Annotated in this window: 13 protein-coding genes; 9 read left to right on the top strand and 4 right to left on the bottom strand. The window is 73.4% G+C overall.

The features are described 5' to 3' along the window. Positions 1–73 precede the first annotated feature (73 nt). From ACZ6S5_RS21280 to ACZ6S5_RS21270, 3 genes are all read right to left on the bottom strand, one after another. Complete coding sequence (locus tag ACZ6S5_RS21280) at positions 74–769, bottom strand: winged helix-turn-helix domain-containing protein (protein WP_466003072.1); 696 nt, start codon at positions 767–769, stop codon at positions 74–76. Positions 770–947: 178 nt separating this feature from the next. Further along, positions 948–1,619, bottom strand: a complete 672-nt coding sequence (locus ACZ6S5_RS21275) for a DUF305 domain-containing protein (RefSeq protein WP_466002932.1) — start codon at positions 1,617–1,619, stop codon at positions 948–950. A 10-nt stretch (positions 1,620–1,629) separates the two neighbouring features. Next, on the bottom strand, positions 1,630–2,451 hold the full coding sequence (locus ACZ6S5_RS21270; RefSeq protein ID WP_466002930.1) for a DUF3105 domain-containing protein: 822 nt from the start codon (positions 2,449–2,451) through the stop codon (positions 1,630–1,632). 98 nt (positions 2,452–2,549) lie between these two features. On the opposite strand from ACZ6S5_RS21270, the gene argS reads away from it, so the two are divergent. From argS to ACZ6S5_RS21235, 7 genes are all read left to right on the top strand, one after another. Next, entirely contained in the window at positions 2,550–4,214 is a 1,665-nt protein-coding gene (gene argS, locus ACZ6S5_RS21265) for an arginine--tRNA ligase (RefSeq protein WP_466002928.1), read from the top strand. A gap of 6 nt (positions 4,215–4,220) precedes the next feature. Next, the gene (lysA, locus tag ACZ6S5_RS21260) at positions 4,221–5,606 is read left to right on the top strand and encodes a diaminopimelate decarboxylase (RefSeq protein ID WP_466002926.1); all 1,386 of its coding nucleotides are present in this window, start codon (positions 4,221–4,223) and stop codon (positions 5,604–5,606) included. Continuing rightward, positions 5,603–6,928: a homoserine dehydrogenase gene (locus ACZ6S5_RS21255; protein WP_466002924.1), complete on the top strand. Its 1,326-nt coding sequence runs from the start codon at positions 5,603–5,605 to the stop codon at positions 6,926–6,928. The genes lysA and ACZ6S5_RS21255 overlap by 4 nt, the downstream gene beginning before the upstream one ends. A gap of 114 nt (positions 6,929–7,042) precedes the next feature. Beyond that, entirely contained in the window at positions 7,043–8,092 is a 1,050-nt protein-coding gene (thrC, locus tag ACZ6S5_RS21250; RefSeq protein WP_466003070.1) for a threonine synthase, read from the top strand. 198 nt (positions 8,093–8,290) lie between these two features. Continuing rightward, entirely contained in the window at positions 8,291–11,614 is a 3,324-nt protein-coding gene (locus ACZ6S5_RS21245) for an efflux RND transporter permease subunit (RefSeq protein ID WP_466002922.1), read from the top strand. Between the two features lie 459 nt (positions 11,615–12,073). Beyond that, positions 12,074–12,883, top strand: coding sequence for a polysaccharide deacetylase family protein (locus ACZ6S5_RS21240; RefSeq protein WP_466002920.1), 810 nt, complete (start codon positions 12,074–12,076; stop codon positions 12,881–12,883). A gap of 21 nt (positions 12,884–12,904) precedes the next feature. Then, positions 12,905–14,149, top strand: a complete 1,245-nt coding sequence (locus ACZ6S5_RS21235; RefSeq protein ID WP_466002918.1) for an MFS transporter — start codon at positions 12,905–12,907, stop codon at positions 14,147–14,149. 9 nt (positions 14,150–14,158) lie between these two features. Here ACZ6S5_RS21235 and ACZ6S5_RS21230 read toward each other — a convergent pair whose 3' ends face one another. Next, positions 14,159–14,647 carry a hypothetical protein gene (locus ACZ6S5_RS21230; RefSeq protein ID WP_466002916.1) on the bottom strand — a complete coding sequence of 163 codons (489 nt, stop codon included), beginning with the start codon at positions 14,645–14,647 and terminating at the stop codon, positions 14,159–14,161. A gap of 112 nt (positions 14,648–14,759) precedes the next feature. Here ACZ6S5_RS21230 and thrB point away from each other — a divergent pair, with 112 nt between their 5' ends. Then, positions 14,760–15,698 (top strand): homoserine kinase, encoded by a 939-nt coding sequence (gene thrB, locus ACZ6S5_RS21225; protein WP_466003068.1) that lies wholly within the window; start codon positions 14,760–14,762, stop codon positions 15,696–15,698. Between the two features lie 293 nt (positions 15,699–15,991). Beyond that, positions 15,992–17,306: Rho termination factor N-terminal domain-containing protein (locus ACZ6S5_RS21220; protein WP_466002914.1), on the top strand; the 1,315-nt coding region annotated here is incomplete at its 3' end.

Here is a 17,306-nt window from a genome sequence, read left to right as displayed (position 1 = left end):
AGCGACCCGAGAAGAGTAGCAAACGCCGTCCCGGATCACCGAATCGGCACCCCGCGCGCCGATCTTCGGCGGATCATGCGGCGGCCACCGGGCGACCGCAGCTGGGGAGCGGATGCAGGACGATCCGGCGCGGGAGCCGGCGGGGCCACTCGTTGCGCGGCCACGAGCCGTCGACGATCAGGTGCACCGTGCGCTCCTCGGCGCCACTGAGCCGCAGCACGTAGTCGCGGGGGAGCGGCGGGTCGACCGAGGGCGTGGTGATCATGAAGCGGACCCGGCCCCGGGACGACACCGCGGAGATCACGTCCGCCGCCGGCATGGTGCCGCGCAGCCGTACCCGGCCGATCCAGTAGACCTCCGCGGCGTGTTCCTGGGCGGCCCGGGTGATCGACGGGTACTCGCTGCGCACCCAGCGCTCGACCGCGCCCACGCAGAGGCCGCAGGCCCGTTCCCGGGGCTCGCGCGGACCCAACCCCCAGGCCCGCAGGTACGCCCCGACTGTGCCGGCGTCCATCGCCAGGTCGAACCGGCCCTGGATGAGGGTGGTGAGGCTCTGTCGCGTCCAGAGCTCCTCGTCCAGGCCGAACTCGTCCGGGTGGACGCCCCGCAGCAGGTCGATCAGTTCGAGTTCCTGTTCGCGGCTGAGCGTTCCCGACTCGCCCTGCCGCAGTCCGCGACGGACGGCTGCCACCGCTCCGTCACCGCCGATGGTGTGGCGTCGGCACCAGCTGGTCACCGACCGCCCTGCGTCTCTGAGTGCAACCCCCACGCCCTGCGCAACGAGCCCGAATCGCAACTGGTCACGATATGTGGGTAGAAAAGTCTCCAAGCAAGTCAAAGGGTCGGATAGCTCAAATCGTTATAACAGGTCATAACGGACGAAGGTGGTCCGCTCGACGCGAAGGGGCCCGCGTCGCGCACGACGCGGGCCCCTCGTCCGAGCCCGGTTACAAGGTGCCGCCCAGACGCTTGAGCGCCGCCTGGAGGTTCGTGAGGTCGGTCTGCTGGGTGTTCTTCATGACCTGCGCGACCGCCAGCACGTCCTTGTCGTGCCCCTGGTCGAGGACGCCGTCGATCATGTGCACCCCGCCGATGTGGTGCCGGATCATCATCTGCAGGAAGAGGATGTCGAAGTCGCGGCCCTTGGCGTCGCGCAGCTTCGCCATCTCCTCCGGCGTGGCCATGCCCGGCATCAGGCCGTTCCTGACCGCCTGCGCGCCGTCCGGCATCCAGGCCATCGCCGGCTGGTCGCCGGTGGGGTCCAGCTTCCAGGAGCGCAGCCAGGTCTGCATGGTGCCGATCTCGCCCTGCTGGCCGGTGGCGATGTCGCCGCCGATCTGCCGTACCTCCGCGTCCTGGCCCTGCTGGAAGGCCATCAGCCCCATCGCCACCGCCTGGGCGTGGTGGGTGCTCATGTCCCGGGCGAAGCCCGCCTCCGGCGAGTTGTCGCCGGGGCGGGTGAGGGTCGGGGTGAGCAGGCCGCCCGCGTACCCGAGAAGGAGGCCGACCACGATGGCGAGGCCCACGGCCAGCAGGCCGTAACGCCGCGCCGGGGCCCGGCCGCCGTCGGCGGCCGGGACCTCGTCGAGGGCGGTGTCCGTGGTCACGGGAGCAGTCATCGCGGCGTCCTCACTGGGTGACGGGCTGGTCCATCTGGTTGCCCATGTCCCGCGGGGTGGTGCCGGTCGCGGTGACGCCCTGGGCGCAGTTGGCGTTGGGGCCCTCGATGGAGGCGTTCACCCGCAGCGTCTTGATGAACTCGTCGATCCGGCTGTCGTCGGCGTTGTCGACCTTGAGCTGGAAGCCCCAGGCCTGGAGCGAGATCGGCTTGTCCAGCCCCTCGTACGGGCTGAGCATCAGCTTCTCCTTGCCCTCGACCTTGGCCTTGAGCTTCGCCACCTGGTCGGCCGGCAGGTCCGGGCGGTAGGTGATCCAGACCGTGCCGTGCTCCAGGCTGTGCACCGCGTGCTCGTTGGCGATCGGGGCGGTGTAGACGTCGCCCATGCAGTTCTGCCAGGCCGGGTTGTGCGGGCCGCCGACCGGCGGGAGCACGTCGTACTTGACCGAGCCCTGCTGGTGCTGGCCGCCCTTGACCAGGTCCTTGTTGGTCTTGCGGTAGTCGACCACGCCCTTGATCGAGTCGGCCCGCTCCTCCCACGGCTGGGAGCCCTTGTACACCGCCCAGGCACCCCAGCCGATGATCGCGGCGGCCAGCACGCCGACCGCGACGAAGAGGGCGATCGGACCCCACGAGCGACCCTGGCTGACCTTCACCGGGGCGACCGGCTTGCGGCCCTTGCCGCCGGCGGTCTGCCGCGGGGTGCCCTTGCCGGGCCCGCCCTTGCCGCCGGCAGGCTTGTCGGCAGCCGCCGGCCGGCCGGCGGCCGGCTTCTTGCCGGTGCTGACCACGGTCGGACGGCGCTCCGGGCCGCCCGGGGTGCTGATGCTCATCGTGCCTCGTCAGGTCGGTCGGTCAGGGGAGCCGCGGGGCCGGTTCACATCCTGGTCGCCGCCGCGGGTGCCGAGTCTACCCCCGATAACATGGTTCGGTGACTCCCGCAGAACTCGCCGAGGTCGTCCTCGCCGCAGCCCACGCCGTCTTCGCAGACCGGGACCTGGACCGCTCCGCGCTGCCCGCGCAGACCGCCGTCGAGCGACCCCGTAACCCCGATCACGGCGACTACGCCTCGACGCTGGCGCTGCAGCTCAGCAAGAAGGTGGGCGTGCCGCCGCGGGAGTTGGCCGCCGCCCTGGCCGAGCAGCTCGGCAAGGCCTCCGGGATCAAGTCGGTGGAGATCGCCGGGCCGGGCTTCCTCAACATCCGGCTGGACGCGGCCGCCGCCGGCCAGCTCGCCAAGGTGATCGTCGAGGCCGGCCCGGAGTACGGCCGCAGCGACGCCCTCGCCGGCCAGAAGATCAACCTGGAGTTCGTCTCGGCGAACCCGACCGGCCCGGTGCACATCGGCGGCGTCCGCTGGGCGGCCGTCGGGGACGCGCTCAGCCGGCTGCTCCGCGCCACCGGCGCCGAGGTCGGCACGGAATACTACTTCAACGACGCCGGCTCCCAGATCGACCGGTTCGCCCGGTCCCTGCTGGCCGCCGCGAAGGGCGAGCCGGCCCCGGAGGACGGCTACGGCGGCGCGTACATCGCGGAGATCGCGGCCGAGGTGGTCGAGCGCCGACCGGACGTGCTGGAACGGGACGACGCCGCCGCCCAGGAGGTGTTCCGGGTCGAGGGCGTCGAGCTGATGTTCGCCGAGATCAAGTCCTCGCTGCGCGACTTCGGGGTCGAGTTCGACACCTACTTCAACGAGAAGGACCTGCACGACCGGGGCGAGCTGGAGAAGGCCCTCGCCCGGCTGCGCGAGCAGGGCCACCTCTTCGAGTCCGAGGGCGCAACCTGGCTGCGCACCACCGACTTCGGTGACGACAAGGACCGGGTGCTGCGCAAGTCCAACGGCGAGTGGACCTACTTCGCCGCCGACTGCGCCTACTACCTCGACAAGCGCGAGCGCGGCTTCGAGCGCGTGGTGATCATGCTGGGCGCCGACCACCACGGCTACATCGGCCGGATGAAGGCCATGGCCGCCTGCTTCGGCGACGACCCGGAGCACAACCTGGAGATCCTCATCGGCCAGCTGGTCAACCTGGTCCGCGACGGCGCCCCGGTGCGGATGAGCAAGCGGGCCGGCACCGTGGTCACCCTGGAGGACCTGGTCGACGCGATCGGCGTGGACGCCTCCCGCTACGCGCTGGCCCGCTACTCCAGCGACTCGCCGATCGACATCGACGTGGAGCTGTGGACCCGGGCCACCCGCGACAATCCGGTCTACTACGTGCAGTACGTCGCCGCCCGGACGGCCAGCGTCGGGCGCAACGCCGCCGAGGTGGGGCTGACCCGGGGCGACGCCGCCGACTTCCACGCCGAGCTGCTCTCCCACGAGAAGGAGAACGAGCTGCTCAAGGCGCTGGCCGAGTTCCCCGCCGTGGTCTCCTCGGCGGCCGAGCTGCGCGGGCCGCACCTGGTCGCCCGCTACCTGGAGCGGCTGGCCGGGGCGTACCACCGGTTCTACGACAACTGCCGGATCCTGCCGCGGGGCGAAGAAGAGGTCACCGACCTGCACCGGGCGCGGCTCTGGCTCAACGACGCCACCCGGGTGGTCATCGCCAACGGCCTGCACCTGCTCGGCGTCTCCGCCCCGGAAAGGATGTAACCCCCGATGCGTGCGCACGAGGCCGGTGCCCTGCACGGCGAGATCGGCTACCGCGGGCCCGCGTGGCTGCGTACCCCGGTCGACGTCAACGCCCTGGTCCCGCAGCTCTGGCCGCGCAACGTGGTGCGCGCCGAAGGCGGCGCGCTCGCGGTCGCGGGCCTGGACGTCCGCGACCTGGCCGCCGAGTTCGGCACCCCGGTGTACGTGCTGGACGAGGACGACCTGCGCTCGCGCTGCCGCGAGTTCCGGGCCGCTTTCCCGGACGCCGACGTCTACTACGCCGGCAAGGCGTTCCTGTGCCGGGCGGTGGTCCGCATGATCGCCGAGGAGGGCATGTTCCTCGACGTGTGCACCGGCGGCGAGCTGGCCACCGCGCTGTCCGCGGGGATGCCGCCGGAGCGGATCGGCTTCCACGGCAACAACAAGTCGGTGGCCGAGCTGACCCGGGCGGTGGACGCCGGGGTGGGCCGGATCATCGTCGACTCGTTCGCCGAGATCGACCGGCTGACCGGGATCGCCCGCGAGCGCGGGGTACGCCCCAAGGTGCTGGTCCGGGTCACCGTCGGCGTGGAGGCGCACACCCACGAGTTCATCGCCACCGCGCACGAGGACCAGAAGTTCGGCTTCTCGCTGGCCGGCGGGGCGGCCGCGGCGGCCGCCTTCAAGATCCTCGACGAGGGCGTGCTGGAGCTGCGCGGGCTCCACTCGCACATCGGCTCACAGATCTTCGACGCCAGCGGCTTCGAGGTCTCCGCCCGCCGGGTGCTCGGCCTGCAGGCGCAGATCCGCGACGCCCGGGGCGTGGAACTGCCCGAGCTGGACCTCGGCGGCGGCTTCGGCATCGCGTACACCACGCAGGACGACCCGGCCGCGCCGCACGAGCTGGCCAAGCGGCTGCGCAAGATCGTCGACGGGGAGTGTGCCGCCGAGAAGCTGGCCGTGCCGCACCTGTCCATCGAGCCGGGCCGGGCCATCGTCGGGCCGGCGGTCTTCACCCTCTACGAGGTCGGCACGGTGAAGGACGTCGACGGCCTGCGGACGTACGTGAGCGTCGACGGCGGGATGAGCGACAACATCCGCACCGCGCTCTACGACGCGTCGTACTCCGCGACCGTGGCGAACCGCACGTCGGCGGCGGAGCCGCTGCTCGCCCGCGTGGTGGGAAAGCATTGTGAGTCCGGGGACATCGTGGTGAAGGATGAATTCCTGCCCGCAGACGTGCAGCCCGGAGATCTTGTCGCGGTGCCCGGCACCGGGGCGTACTGCCGGAGCATGGCCAGCAACTACAACCATGTCCCTCGGCCCCCGGTCGTCGCCGTCCGCGACGGTCGGGCCCGGCTGATCGTCCGCCGGGAGACCGAAGCGGACCTGCTCGCATTGGATGTCGGATGACCTCACCCGTTCGCTTGGCGCTGCTCGGCTGCGGCACGGTCGGCAGCGACGTGGTGCGCCTGCTGCACGAGCAGTCGGCCGACCTCGCCGCCCGGATCGGCGCCCCGCTGGAGATCGCCGGCATCGCCGTACGCCGGCTCGGCCGGGACCGCGGCGACCTGCCGGTCGACCCGGCCCTGTTCACCACGGACGCGCTCGGGCTGATCAAGCGGGACGACGTGGACATCGTGGTCGAGGTGGTCGGCGGGATCGAGCCAGCCCGCGGCTGGCTGGTCGAGGCGCTGCGCGCCGGCAAGAGCGTGGTCACCGCGAACAAGGCGCTGCTGGCCGAGGACGGCGCCACCCTGCACGACGCGGCCGCCGAGGGCGGTGCCGACCTCTACTACGAGGCCAGCGTGGCCGGCGCCATCCCGCTGCTGCGCCCGCTGCGCGAGTCGCTGCACGGGGACCGGATCAACCGGGTCACCGGCATCGTCAACGGCACCACCAACTTCATCCTCTCCGCCATGGACGCCACCGGCGCCGGCTTCGCCGAGGCCCTGGAGGAGGCCACCGAGCTGGGCTACGCCGAAGCGGACCCGACGGCCGACGTGGAGGGTTTCGACGCCGCCGCGAAGGCCGCCATCCTCGCCTCGCTGGCGTTCCACACCCGGGTCACCGCGGCCGACGTGTACCGCGAGGGCATCACCGAGGTCACCGCCGCCGACGTGGCCAGCGCCAAGGCGATGGGCTGCACCATCAAGCTGCTCTGCATCGCCGCCCGGGGCGCCGACGCGGCCGGCCGGCAGACGGTCAGCGTCCGGGTGCACCCGGCGATGATCCCGCTGACCCACCCGCTGGCCGGCGTCGGCGACGCGTTCAACGCGGTCTTCGTCGAGGCCGAGGCGGCCGGCCAGCTGATGTTCTACGGCCGGGGCGCGGGTGGCGCGCCGACCGCCAGCGCGGTCCTCGGCGACGTGGTGGCGGTGGCCCGCAATCGCCTCGCCGGGGTGCGCGCGGCCAGCGAGTCGGCGTACGCGGACCTGTCGGTGCGCCCGATGGGGGAGGCGCTCACCCGCTACCACATCAGCCTCGACGTGACCGACCGGCCAGGTGTGCTGGAGGCGGTCGCCGGTGTGTTCGCCCGGCACGAGGTCTCCATCGCCACCGTGCGGCAGGGGCCGGCCGGGGGCGGTCCCGCCGGTCGGGGCGAGGACGCCGAGCTGGTCATCGTCACCCACGTGGCGCCGGACGCCGCGCTCGCCGCGACCGTCCGGGAGCTGCGCGGGCTGGCGATCGTCCGCTCGGTGACCAGCGTGCTCCGGGTCGAGGGCGGGGCGTAGCCTGCCGTCCCGCCTGATGGTTAAGGGGAGGTGTGCCGGCGACCGGTCCGGGAGTCTGGTCCACGCTGGTGGAGGCCCCCGGGAGAGCGGGGCGGGAGGGTCGAGGTGAGCGACATGTGGCGGGGCCTGATCGAGACGTACCGCGACCGGCTGCCGGTCACCGACGCCACCCCGGTCGTCACCCTGCACGAGGGGAACACCCCGCTGCTGCCGGCGCCGGTGCTCTCCGCCCGGGTCGGTGCCGACGTCTGGCTCAAGATCGAGGGAGCCAACCCGACCGGCTCGTTCAAGGACCGGGGCATGACGGTCGCCGTCTCCAAGGCCGTCGAGGCCGGTGACAAGGCGATCATCTGCGCCTCCACCGGCAACACCAGCGCCTCCGCCGCCGCGTACGCGGCCCGGGCCGGGATCACCTGCGCCGTTCTGGTGCCGCAGGGCAAGATCGCGCTGGGCAAGCTGGCCCAGGCGCTGGTGCACGGGGCCAAGCTGCTCCAGGTGCAGGGCAACTTCGACGACTGCCTGGCGCTCGCCGGCAAGCTCGCCCAGGACTACCCGGTGGCCCTGGTCAACTCCGTCAACATCAACCGGCTGCACGGGCAGAAGACGGCCGCCTTCGAGATCGTCGAGGCGCTCGGCGACGCGCCGGACATCCACTGCCTGCCGGTCGGCAACGCCGGCAACATCTCGGCCTACTGGATGGGCTACTCGGAGGACCTGCGCGACGGGAACGCCACGCGGACCCCGAAGATGTACGGCTTCCAGGCGGCCGGCGCGGCCCCGATCGTCACCGGCCGGATGGTGCCCGAGCCGTCCACCATCGCCACCGCGATCCGGATCGGCAACCCGGCGAGCTGGACCAAGGCGATAGACGCCCGGGACGCCTCGGGCGGCCTGATCGCGGCGGTCACCGACCGGGAGATCCTGTCCGCCTACCGGCTGCTGGCCCGCGAGGTGGGCGTCTTCGTCGAGTTGGGCAGCGCGGCCAGCGTGGCGGGCCTGCTCCAGCAGGCGGCCGAGGGGAAGGTGCCGGCCGGCGCCACCGTGGTCTGCACGGTCACCGGCCACGGCCTCAAGGATCCGGAGTGGGCCATCTCCACGGCCCCCGCCCCGCTCACCATCGCCAACGACCCCCTCGCCGCCGCCCGCTCCCTCGACCTCGCCTGACCCCCACCCGCTCCCCCTCCCGCCCACCACTTGCGGCGTTGATCATGAAGTTGGCGGTGCGGGGGAGCGCTTTCCCGGCGGCTAACCTCATGATCGACGAGGGTGGGCCAATGGGGCGGGGTGGGTGCGTGGGAGCGTGATGGGGTGGGGGAGACTCTGTGGACCCCTTCGACCCCGTTCCAGGAGTGAGTAACGCAGATGTCGCTGCTCGCCAGATTCAGCCTTGCCAACCGCGGACTGGTCGCCCTCATCGCGCTGGTGACCGCGGCGTTCGGGGCGTTCGCCGTGCCGTCGCTGAAGCAGCAGCTGCTGCCGTCCCTGGAGTTTCCCGCCGCGTTCATCGTGGCTGCGTACCCGGGCGCCGCGCCGGAGATCGTCGAATCCCAGGTCACCGAGCCGATCGAGAACAGCCTCCAGGGCATCCCGGGGCTGGACAAGGTCACCTCCACCTCCCGCGAGGGCTCCACCACCGTCCAGGTGCAGTACGCGTTCGGCACCGACCTGGACGACGTGGTCAACAAGATGCAGACCGCGTTGAACCGGATCGACGCGCAACTGCCCGAGGGGGTGGACCCGCAGGTCATCGCCGGCAGCACCGACGACCTCCCGGCGGTGGTGGTCGCCGCGTCCGGCGGCGGTGACGAGCAGGCCCTCGCCGAGAAGCTGCGCACGACGGTCGTACCCGAGCTGGAGGGCCTGGACGGGGTCCGCACGGTCGACGTGACCGGCACCCGCGACCAGGTCGTGCTGGTCACCCCCGACCCGGCGAAGCTGGCCGCGGCCCGGCTGGCCCCCACCGCGATCGCCCAGGCGCTCAAGACCAACGGCGTCGCGCTGCCGGCCGGCGCGGTCGCGGACGGCAACCGGTCGCTGCCGGTGCAGGTCGGCACCCCGATCCGGACGGTGGACGACCTGCGCGGCATCGTGCTGGCCACCGCCCCGGCCGCCCCGGTCCGCCTCGGCGACGTGGCGACGCTGCAGGAGCAGCTCGCCCCGGCCACCGGCTTCACCCGGACCAACGGCAAGCCCAGCCTGGGCATCGCCGTCACCGCCACCCCGGACGGCAACGCGGTCCGCATCTCGCACGAGATCCGGGACCGGCTGGACGACCTGAAGGCCGCCTCCGGCGCGGACCTGACCGTGGTCTTCGACCAGGCCCCGTTCGTCGAGCGGTCCATCGACAGCCTGACCACCGAGGGCCTGCTCGGCCTGCTGATGGCGGTCGTGGTGATCCTGGTCTTCCTGCTCTCGATCCGCTCCACCGTGGTCACCGCGGTCTCCATCCCGCTGTCGGTGCTGGTCGCGCTGATCGTGCTGTGGGCCGGCGACTACTCGCTCAACCTGCTCACCCTCGGCGCACTGACCATCGCCGTCGGCCGGGTGGTGGACGACTCCATCGTGGTGCTGGAGAACATCAAACGGCACCTGGAGTACGGCGAGCCGAAGCGGGACGCCATCCTCGGCGCGGTCCGCGAGGTGGCCGGCGCGGTCACCGCCTCCACGCTGACCACGGTCGCCGTGTTCGCGCCGATCGCGCTGGTGGGCGGCTTCGTCGGGCAGCTCTTCGCGCCGTTCGCGATCACCGTGACGGTGGCCCTGCTCGCCTCCCTGCTGGTGTCGCTGACGGTGATCCCGGTGCTGGCGTACTGGTTCCTCAAGCCGCGGGGCGGCGCCGACGACTCGGCGGCCCGCCGCGCCGCCGAGGAGAAGGAGCTGCGCAGCCCGTTGCAGCGGGCGTACCTGCCGGCGATCGGCTTCGCCACCCGGTCCCGGGGCACCCGCTGGATCACCGTGGGGCTGGGCCTGCTGGTGCTGCTGGGCACCTTCGGCCTGGCGCAGAAGCTGGAGACCAACTTCCTCGACGACTCCGGCCAGGACACCCTGAGCATCCGGCAGGAACTGCCGGCGGGCACCGGCCTGACCGGCACCGACCAGGCCGCCGCGAAGGTCGAGGCGGTGCTCGGCCGGACGGAGGGCGTCCGGACGTACCAGGTCAGCGCGGGCCGCGGCGATCAGCCCTGGGCGGGTGGCAGCGGCAACAACACCGCGTCGTACCAGGTGGCCCTGGACGAGAGCAGCGACGCGGCGGCGGTCAAGCGGACGCTGCGCCGGGAGTTCGACGCCCTCGGACCGGAGGTCGGCGAGCTGAGCTTCGGCGCCGGGCAGGACGGGGCCTCCGCCAACCAGCTCGAGGTGGTCGTGCAGGCCGCCGACCAGGAAGCGTTGACCCGGGCCGCCGAGGCCGCGCGCGACGCGATGGCCGGTACGCCGGGCGTCGAGGACGTCGCCACCAGCCTCGCCACCCAGGTGCCCCGGGTCGAGGTGACCGTGGACCGGATCGCCGCGGCGCGGGCCGGCCTCACCGAGGCGGCCGTCGGGCAGCTCGTCGCGCAGGCGTACCGGGGTGCCCCGCTGGGGCAGGTCAGCCTGGACGGCGCGCCACGCGACGTGGTGCTCAGCACCGGTGCCCGGCCCCCGCTGAGCGTGGCCGAGCTGCGGGCACTGCCGGTGGGCCGGGTCAAGCTGGACGACATCGCCGACGTCAACCAGGTCGACGGCCCGCAGCAGGTGACCCGGATCGACGGCGAGCGCAGCGTCTCGGTCACCGGTACGGCCACCGGCTCCAACCTCGGCGCCACGACGCAGGAGCTGCAGCAGCGGCTGGATGCGCTGGACGTGCCGGGGGCGACCTTCACCATCGGCGGCGTCAGCGCCGACCAGAAGGACGCTTTCGCCGACCTGGGGCTGGCGGTGCTGGCCGCGATCGCGATCGTCTTCCTGATCATGGTCGGTACGTTCCGCAGCCTGACCCAGGCGCTGATCCTGCTGATCTCGGTGCCGTTCGCGGCCACCGGCGCGATCGCGCTGCTGCTGGCCACCGGCACGCCGCTGGGCGTACCGGCGCTGATCGGCGTGCTCATGCTGGTCGGCATCGTGGTGACCAACGCGATCGTGCTGCTCGACCTGATCAACCAGTACCGGGCGCGGGGCATGGGTGTCACCGAGGCGGTGGTCGAGGGCGGCCGGCGGCGGCTGCGGCCGATCCTGATGACCGCGGTGGCCACCGTGTTCGCGCTGCTGCCGATGGCCTTCGGGCTCACCGGCGAGGGCGGCTTCATCTCCCGGCCGCTGGCCATCGTGGTGATCGGCGGCCTGCTCAGCTCGACGCTGCTCACGCTGATCCTGGTGCCGACCCTCTACACCATGGTGGAGCGGACCAAGGAGTCGCTGCGCGAGCGGCGGCCCCGCCGTCGGGGCGTGCCGACCCCGACCACCGTGCCGACCCCGACCACCGTGCCGACCCCGACCACCGTGCCGACCCCGACCTCCGTGCCGACCCCGACCTCCGTCCCGGCGCCGGTCCCGATGACGGTCGGCGGCGGCGCGGGCGGGGCCGGCGAGCCGGTCGTCGAGGCCCCGGCCCGTCCACGGCCGTCGGCCGCGCTGGTCGACGGCACGGACCAGTTCGAGGTGCTCCGCCTGCCGAAGAGCCGCCGCAGCCCGCTCCCACCCACCGAGTGACCCACGCGCCCCGGGGCCCGCACGCCGCCCCCCGGGGCGCGCCCGCTGCGGGATGCGCCCGCTGCGGGATGCGCACCTCGGAGTGCGCCTGCCTCGGGGTTCGCCTGCCTCGGATGGCTCCGCCTCGGGCGCAGATTCACGGAAATAGTGGCCATCCGAAGCGGGAAGGCCACTATTTCCGTGAATGAGGGCGCTACCGCGCCGGACAGGGCGGGGCGCCACCGGGCAGGGCGCCACCGGGCCGGTAACGGGCCGGCCGCCACCGGGCGGGGTGCGACCGGCCGGCCGCCATGGGGCAGGCGCGGCCTCGCAGGGTCAGCCAGGCTGGGCCGGCCGGGCAGGACCCGCCGGAGGGGGCCGTCGGGCGCGGCCAGAAGCGGTACCGTGAGTGAGCTGACACTTACGGCAGGTGTCGGGGCGTCCCGGTCACGGGGCTGCCGGCGGCGTGGAAGCGGGGCCATGGCGGACGGCGTGGGTCGGTGGGGGCGGCGAGCGCTGCTGCGCCGCACCGCACTGCTGGCCGGCGGCGCCGCGTTGGGCGCCGCGGCCACCGCGCAGACGACCTGGATCGCCGACCGCCGGCTTCCGCTGGCCGGCGGTCCGGCCAGCGCCACCCTGGGCAGCCGCCATCAGCAGGTCGGCTCCGGGGCGGTCGAGGTCACCTGGGGGGTGCGCACCAGCGAGCGCGTCGTCGCCCTCACCTTCGACGACGGCCCTCGGCCACAGTGGACGCCCATGGTGCTGGACACCCTGGCGAAGTACGCGGTACCGGCCACCTTCTTCCTGGTCGGCGAGCGGGCCCGGCAGCACGCCGCCCTGGTGCGGGGCCGGCTGGCCGGGCACGAGGTCGGCAACCACAGCTGGGCGCACCACGACCTGGCCCGGATGGACGCCCACGCCGCGTACGACGACCTGAGGCGCAGCCACGACGCGATCGCCGAGGCGACCGGTGTGGCGCCCCGCCTGCTGCGCCCGCCCTGGGGGCACCTGGGCGGGGCGGTGCTGCACGCCGCCGCCCGGCTGGACTACCGGCTGGTGCTGTGGACGTTGCAGATGGTCGAGGGGGAGTTCCCGAACGATCCGACCGGCCACGCCCGGCGGATCGTCGCCGACGTCCAACCCGGCACGATCCTGCTCGGCCACGACGTCGGCACCGAGCAGCGCCTCGTCGCGCTCCGCGGCCTGCCCGACATGATCACCGGGCTGCGCGCCCGCGGCTACACCTTCGTCACCGTCTCCCAGCTGCTGCGCCGCTCCGCCGTGGTCTGACCGGGCCGGTAGGGTTCCGGCGTGTCACCCACGGTCTCGGTCCTCGTCCGCAATCGCGACTTCCGCAATCTCTTCCTCGCCGAACTGGTGGTGTTCGGCGCCGACTGGTTCGTCATGGTGCCGCTGCTGGTGCTCCTGCCCGCGCTGACCGGCAGCGGGGTGTGGGGCGCGCTGGTGCTCGCCGTGGACACCGGCACGACGGCGCTGCTGCTGCCGTACGCCGGCACCATCGCTGACCGGTTCGACCGGCGGAAGATCATGATGATGGCCAACCTGGGTGCGCTGGCCGGCATCCTGCTGCTGCTCGGCGTCCGTGGCGCCGGGACGGCCTGGCTGGCCCTGCTGTCGATCGCCGCGGTGGCGGTGGCGAAGGCGTTCTACTCGCCGGCCGCCCAGGCCGCCCTGCCCAACGTGCTCGACCCGGCCGACCTGGCCGCCGGCAACGCCGTCGCCGGCTCGGCCTGGGGCACCATGACCGTCGTCGGCGCCTCGCTCGGCGGGATGCTCAGTGCCGCCGCCGGCCCGTACGCCAGCTTCTGGGTGGCGGCCGGCGCGCTCGCGCTGGCCGCGGGCGTGGCCGCGCTGATCCGCCGGCCGCTGCAGGCGCCCCGCGACCCGGCGGTGGCGCCCCCGCGCACCTGGGCGGCGATCCGCGAGGCGCTGCGCTACATCGCGCACCGGCCGCGGGTGCTGGCCCTGGTCACCGTGAAGTCGGCGGTCGGCCTGGGCAACGGGGTGCTGACCGTCTTCCCGCTGCTCGCCGGGGTGTACGGGGCCGGGGCGGTCGGCACCGGCCTGCTCTTCGCCAGCCGGGGCGCCGGGGCGCTGGTCGGCCCGATCCTGATGCGCCGGGTGCTGAGCAACCGGGCCTGGCTGCTGACCGGCCTGGCGCTCTCCATGTCCCTCTACGGCCTGGCGTACGTCGGCGCCTCGATGGTGGACTGGTTCCCGCTGGTGCTGGTGCTGGTCTTCCTGGCCCACTTCGGCGGCGGCAGCAACTGGGTGATGTCCAACTACGCCCTCCAGGGCGAGGTGCCGGACCGGCTGCGCGGCCGGGTCTTCGCCACCGACATGATGCTGGCGACCCTGGCCATCTCGGTCAGCCAGCTGGTGGTGGCCCTGGTGGTCGACGCGGTCGACGAGCGGACGGTGCTGGCCGGCTGCGGCCTGGTCACCGTGGTCTACGCGGTGGGCTGGCGGCTCGCCACCCGGCGGCTCTCGCTCACCGACCCGGTGCCGGAGCCGGAGCCCACCCCTACCGCCTGAGCCGCCGGTTCAGGCCTGACCCGGGGAGGTCGGGGGCAGGCCGGGCGCGGCCCACCCGCCGGTCTCCGCAGGGACACCGGCTCCGCTCGCCGCTGCCTCGGGAGCCGGCGCGGTGATCGGCCCCGTCCAGGAGTCCCACGGGCCGGCCGGCGGCTCGGCGGGCCGGCGCCCGGCGAGGACCGCGCCGATCAGCAGCCCGAACCCGATCGGGTGGCCGATGGCGATCAACCCGTCCACGGCCATGACGAGCAGGCTGATGCGTTGGTATCCACCGTCGCGGATCCAGTCGGAGGTCGCCAGCTGCCGGAAGCCGAGGTTCCAGCTCAGCGTCACCAGCGCGACCGCCAGCAGCACGGCGGCGCCGGAGGTCAGCAGGACACGGGCCCGTGGGGGCAACCGGTCGCCCCGCCGTGCGGCCAGCACCATGCCGGTCACCAGGACCGCGACGGTGGGCAGCTCCCCGGCGACGGACAGGATCGTCAGAAGAAACAGGTCCACGCCGCCTCCATCTGCTCTTGGCCGGTGGTCAGGCTAGCGGAAGGGATCAATTCCCACGGTCCGGGCGGATCGGCCGCCTGTCGGTGCCGCGCCATAGCATGAGCCGGTGCCGATGACTTTCGCCTCCGGTCCCGTGCGCGTCCGGGTGCCCGCGACCAGCGCCAACCTGGGTCCGGGCTTCGACGCGCTCGGGCTGGCCCTCGGGCTGCACGACGACGTGGCGGCCGAGGTGACCTCCGGTGGCGTACGCGTGGTCGTGTCCGGGGAGGGCGCCGGTGAGCTGCCGGACGGTGACAGGCACCTGGTGGTGACCTCGATGCGGGCCGCCTTCGACGTGCTCGGCGGGCAGCCGCCGGGGCTGGCACTGGAGTGCGTCAACCGGATCCCGCAGGCGCGCGGGCTCGGCTCCTCCTCGGCGGCCATCGTGGCCGGGGTGCTGTTGGCCCGGGCGCTCGTCGAGGACGGGGCGACCCGGCTGGACGACGCGGCGGCGCTGCGGCTGGCCTCCGAGATCGAGGGACATCCGGACAATGTCGCGCCCTGCCTGCTCGGCGGATTCACGGTCGCCTGGACCGAGCCGGCCGGTGCCCGCGCGGTCTCCCTGGCTGTCGCCGACGCCGTCCGTCCCACCGTCTTCGTGCCCGGTGAGCGTGGCCTGACCGCCGTCGCCCGGGCCGCGCTGCCGGCCACCGTGCCGCACGCCGACGCGGCGTTGACCGCCGGCCGGGCGGCGCTGCTGGTGCACGCGCTGACCGCGGAGCCGGCGCTGCTGCTGCCGGCCACGGTCGACCGGCTGCACCAGGACTACCGGGCGCCCGGGATGCCGGCGACGGCCGCCCTGGTCAACGCGCTGCGTGAGGCGGATGTGGCGGCTGTGGTCAGTGGGGCGGGCCCCACGGTGCTGGCGTTGACCGAGGTCCCGGCGGGCTTCGAGACGGGAACAGATTGGCAGCGTTGGGAGTTGCCGATAGATGTCAGCGGTGCCCGGGTCGCCCGGGGTAGACTTGGACACGCCGAGCGGGACCCTGTTGCCGCAGGTCGCAAGAGTTGATTACGCTCTAGGCAGCACAGCCGCGAAGCATGCGATCTCCTGCGGGTCGGCGCACCCCCGAAGCTCTCGGCGGTCAGCCCGTCACCCCTGCCAAAGGCCCACGCCGCACCGCAGTTTCCACAGGTCGCCGCAGGCGGCGAGACCTGCTCACCGATGTCGGTGAGTCGGGAAACCGACCGGCTGCTGTGTTACAGACTCCCGCGACGCGTCCATGCGAGGCGGGTGCACCGAGGCCGCCCGGCCACCTGTTCCACGACTCCGGGCAGTCCCGGCCTATCGAGGGAAGGAATCCATTGAGCGACACCACCGACGTGACGTCGGATGTTTCCAACGTCGCTGGCGAAGCCACCACCGCCGCCCCCACGCGTCGTCGGCGCAGCGGCACGGGCCTGTCGGCGATGCTGCTGCCAGAGCTGCAGAGCCTGGCCGCGTCGCTCGGTATCTCCGGTACGGCTCGCATGCGTAAGGGCGAGCTGATCAGCGCGATCACCGAGCGGCAGGGCGGCGCCGGCGCCGGGACCCCTCGACCGCGGGCCGAGGTTGCGGCCGCGGCCGCGCCTCCCCGAGAAGAGGTGCACGCCGAGGTACGCGAGGAGCGGGCCGAGACCGAGCGCCGCCCCGCCGAGCAGGCGCCGGCCGCCGAGCCGACCGAGGGCCGCACCCGGACCCGTCGGGGTCGGGCCGCCGCCAACGCCGAGGCGCGGCCGGCCGAGACGCGTACCGAGGAGGCCACGACCGAGACCGGTGAGCGGGCCGAGCGCGGCGAGGGCCGCCGGGAGCGCGGCGAGCGGGCCGAGCGCGGCGAGCGGGCCGAGCGCGGCGAGCGGGCCGAGCGCGGCGAGCGGGCCGAGCGCGGCGAGCGGGCCGAGCGCGGTGAGCGGGCCGAGCGCGGTGAGCGGGCCGAGCGCGGTGAGCGGGCCGAGCGCGGTGAGCGGGCCGAGCGCAACGAGCGCGGGGGCGAGCGGGCCGAGCGCGGTGAGCGCAACGAGCGCGGCGAGCGCAACGAGCGCAACGAGCGTGGGGGCGACCGCGCCGAGCGCAACGAGCGCGGCGACCGCAACGACCGTGGCCAGCGCGCCGAGCGCGACAACGACGGCGACGAGGACGGCGAGGGCGGCCGGCGCGGCCGGCGCAGCCGGTTCCGCGACCGCCGACGTGGCCGTGGCGAGCGGGCCGAGGGCGGCGACGGTGGCGGCCGCGAGCCGCAGGTCGGCGAGGACGACGTGCTCGTCCCGGTGGCCGGCATCATCGACGTGCTCGACAACTACGCCTTCGTGCGGACCACCGGCTACCTGGCCGGCCCGAACGACGTGTACGTCTCGATGTCCCAGATCAAGAAGTACGGCCTGCGCCGCGGTGACGCGATCACCGGTGCGGTGCGCGCGGCCCGGGACGGCGAGCAGCGGCGGGACAAGTACAACCCGCTGGTCCGGCTGGACACCATCAACGGGATGGAGCCGGAGGAGGCCAGGCGTCGTCCGGAGTTCTACAAGCTCACCCCGCTGTACCCGCAGGAGCGGCTGCGGCTGGAGACCGAGCCGCACATCCTGACCACGCGGGTCATCGACCTGGTGATGCCGATCGGCAAGGGGCAGCGGGCACTGATCG

It is taken from the genome of Micromonospora sp. NPDC051924, from assembly GCF_055586005.1.
This window is presented reverse-complemented; position numbering and strand designations above follow the sequence as displayed.

What these genes read in the sequence shown, in the direction of transcription:
- ACZ6S5_RS21275 (WP_466002932.1), bottom strand. Translation starts at nt 1,619, where the DNA reads ATGACTGCTCCCGTGACCACGGACACCGCCCTCGACGAGGTCCCGGCC.
- ACZ6S5_RS21270 (WP_466002930.1), bottom strand. Translation starts at nt 2,451, where the DNA reads ATGAGCATCAGCACCCCGGGCGGCCCGGAGCGCCGTCCGACCGTGGTC.
- lysA (WP_466002926.1), top strand. Translation starts at nt 4,221, where the DNA reads ATGCGTGCGCACGAGGCCGGTGCCCTGCACGGCGAGATCGGCTACCGC.
- ACZ6S5_RS21255 (WP_466002924.1), top strand. Translation starts at nt 5,603, where the DNA reads ATGACCTCACCCGTTCGCTTGGCGCTGCTCGGCTGCGGCACGGTCGGC.
- thrC (WP_466003070.1), top strand. Translation starts at nt 7,043, where the DNA reads ATGTGGCGGGGCCTGATCGAGACGTACCGCGACCGGCTGCCGGTCACC.
- ACZ6S5_RS21245 (WP_466002922.1), top strand. Translation starts at nt 8,291, where the DNA reads ATGTCGCTGCTCGCCAGATTCAGCCTTGCCAACCGCGGACTGGTCGCC.
- ACZ6S5_RS21240 (WP_466002920.1), top strand. Translation starts at nt 12,074, where the DNA reads ATGGCGGACGGCGTGGGTCGGTGGGGGCGGCGAGCGCTGCTGCGCCGC.
- thrB (WP_466003068.1), top strand. Translation starts at nt 14,760, where the DNA reads ATGACTTTCGCCTCCGGTCCCGTGCGCGTCCGGGTGCCCGCGACCAGC.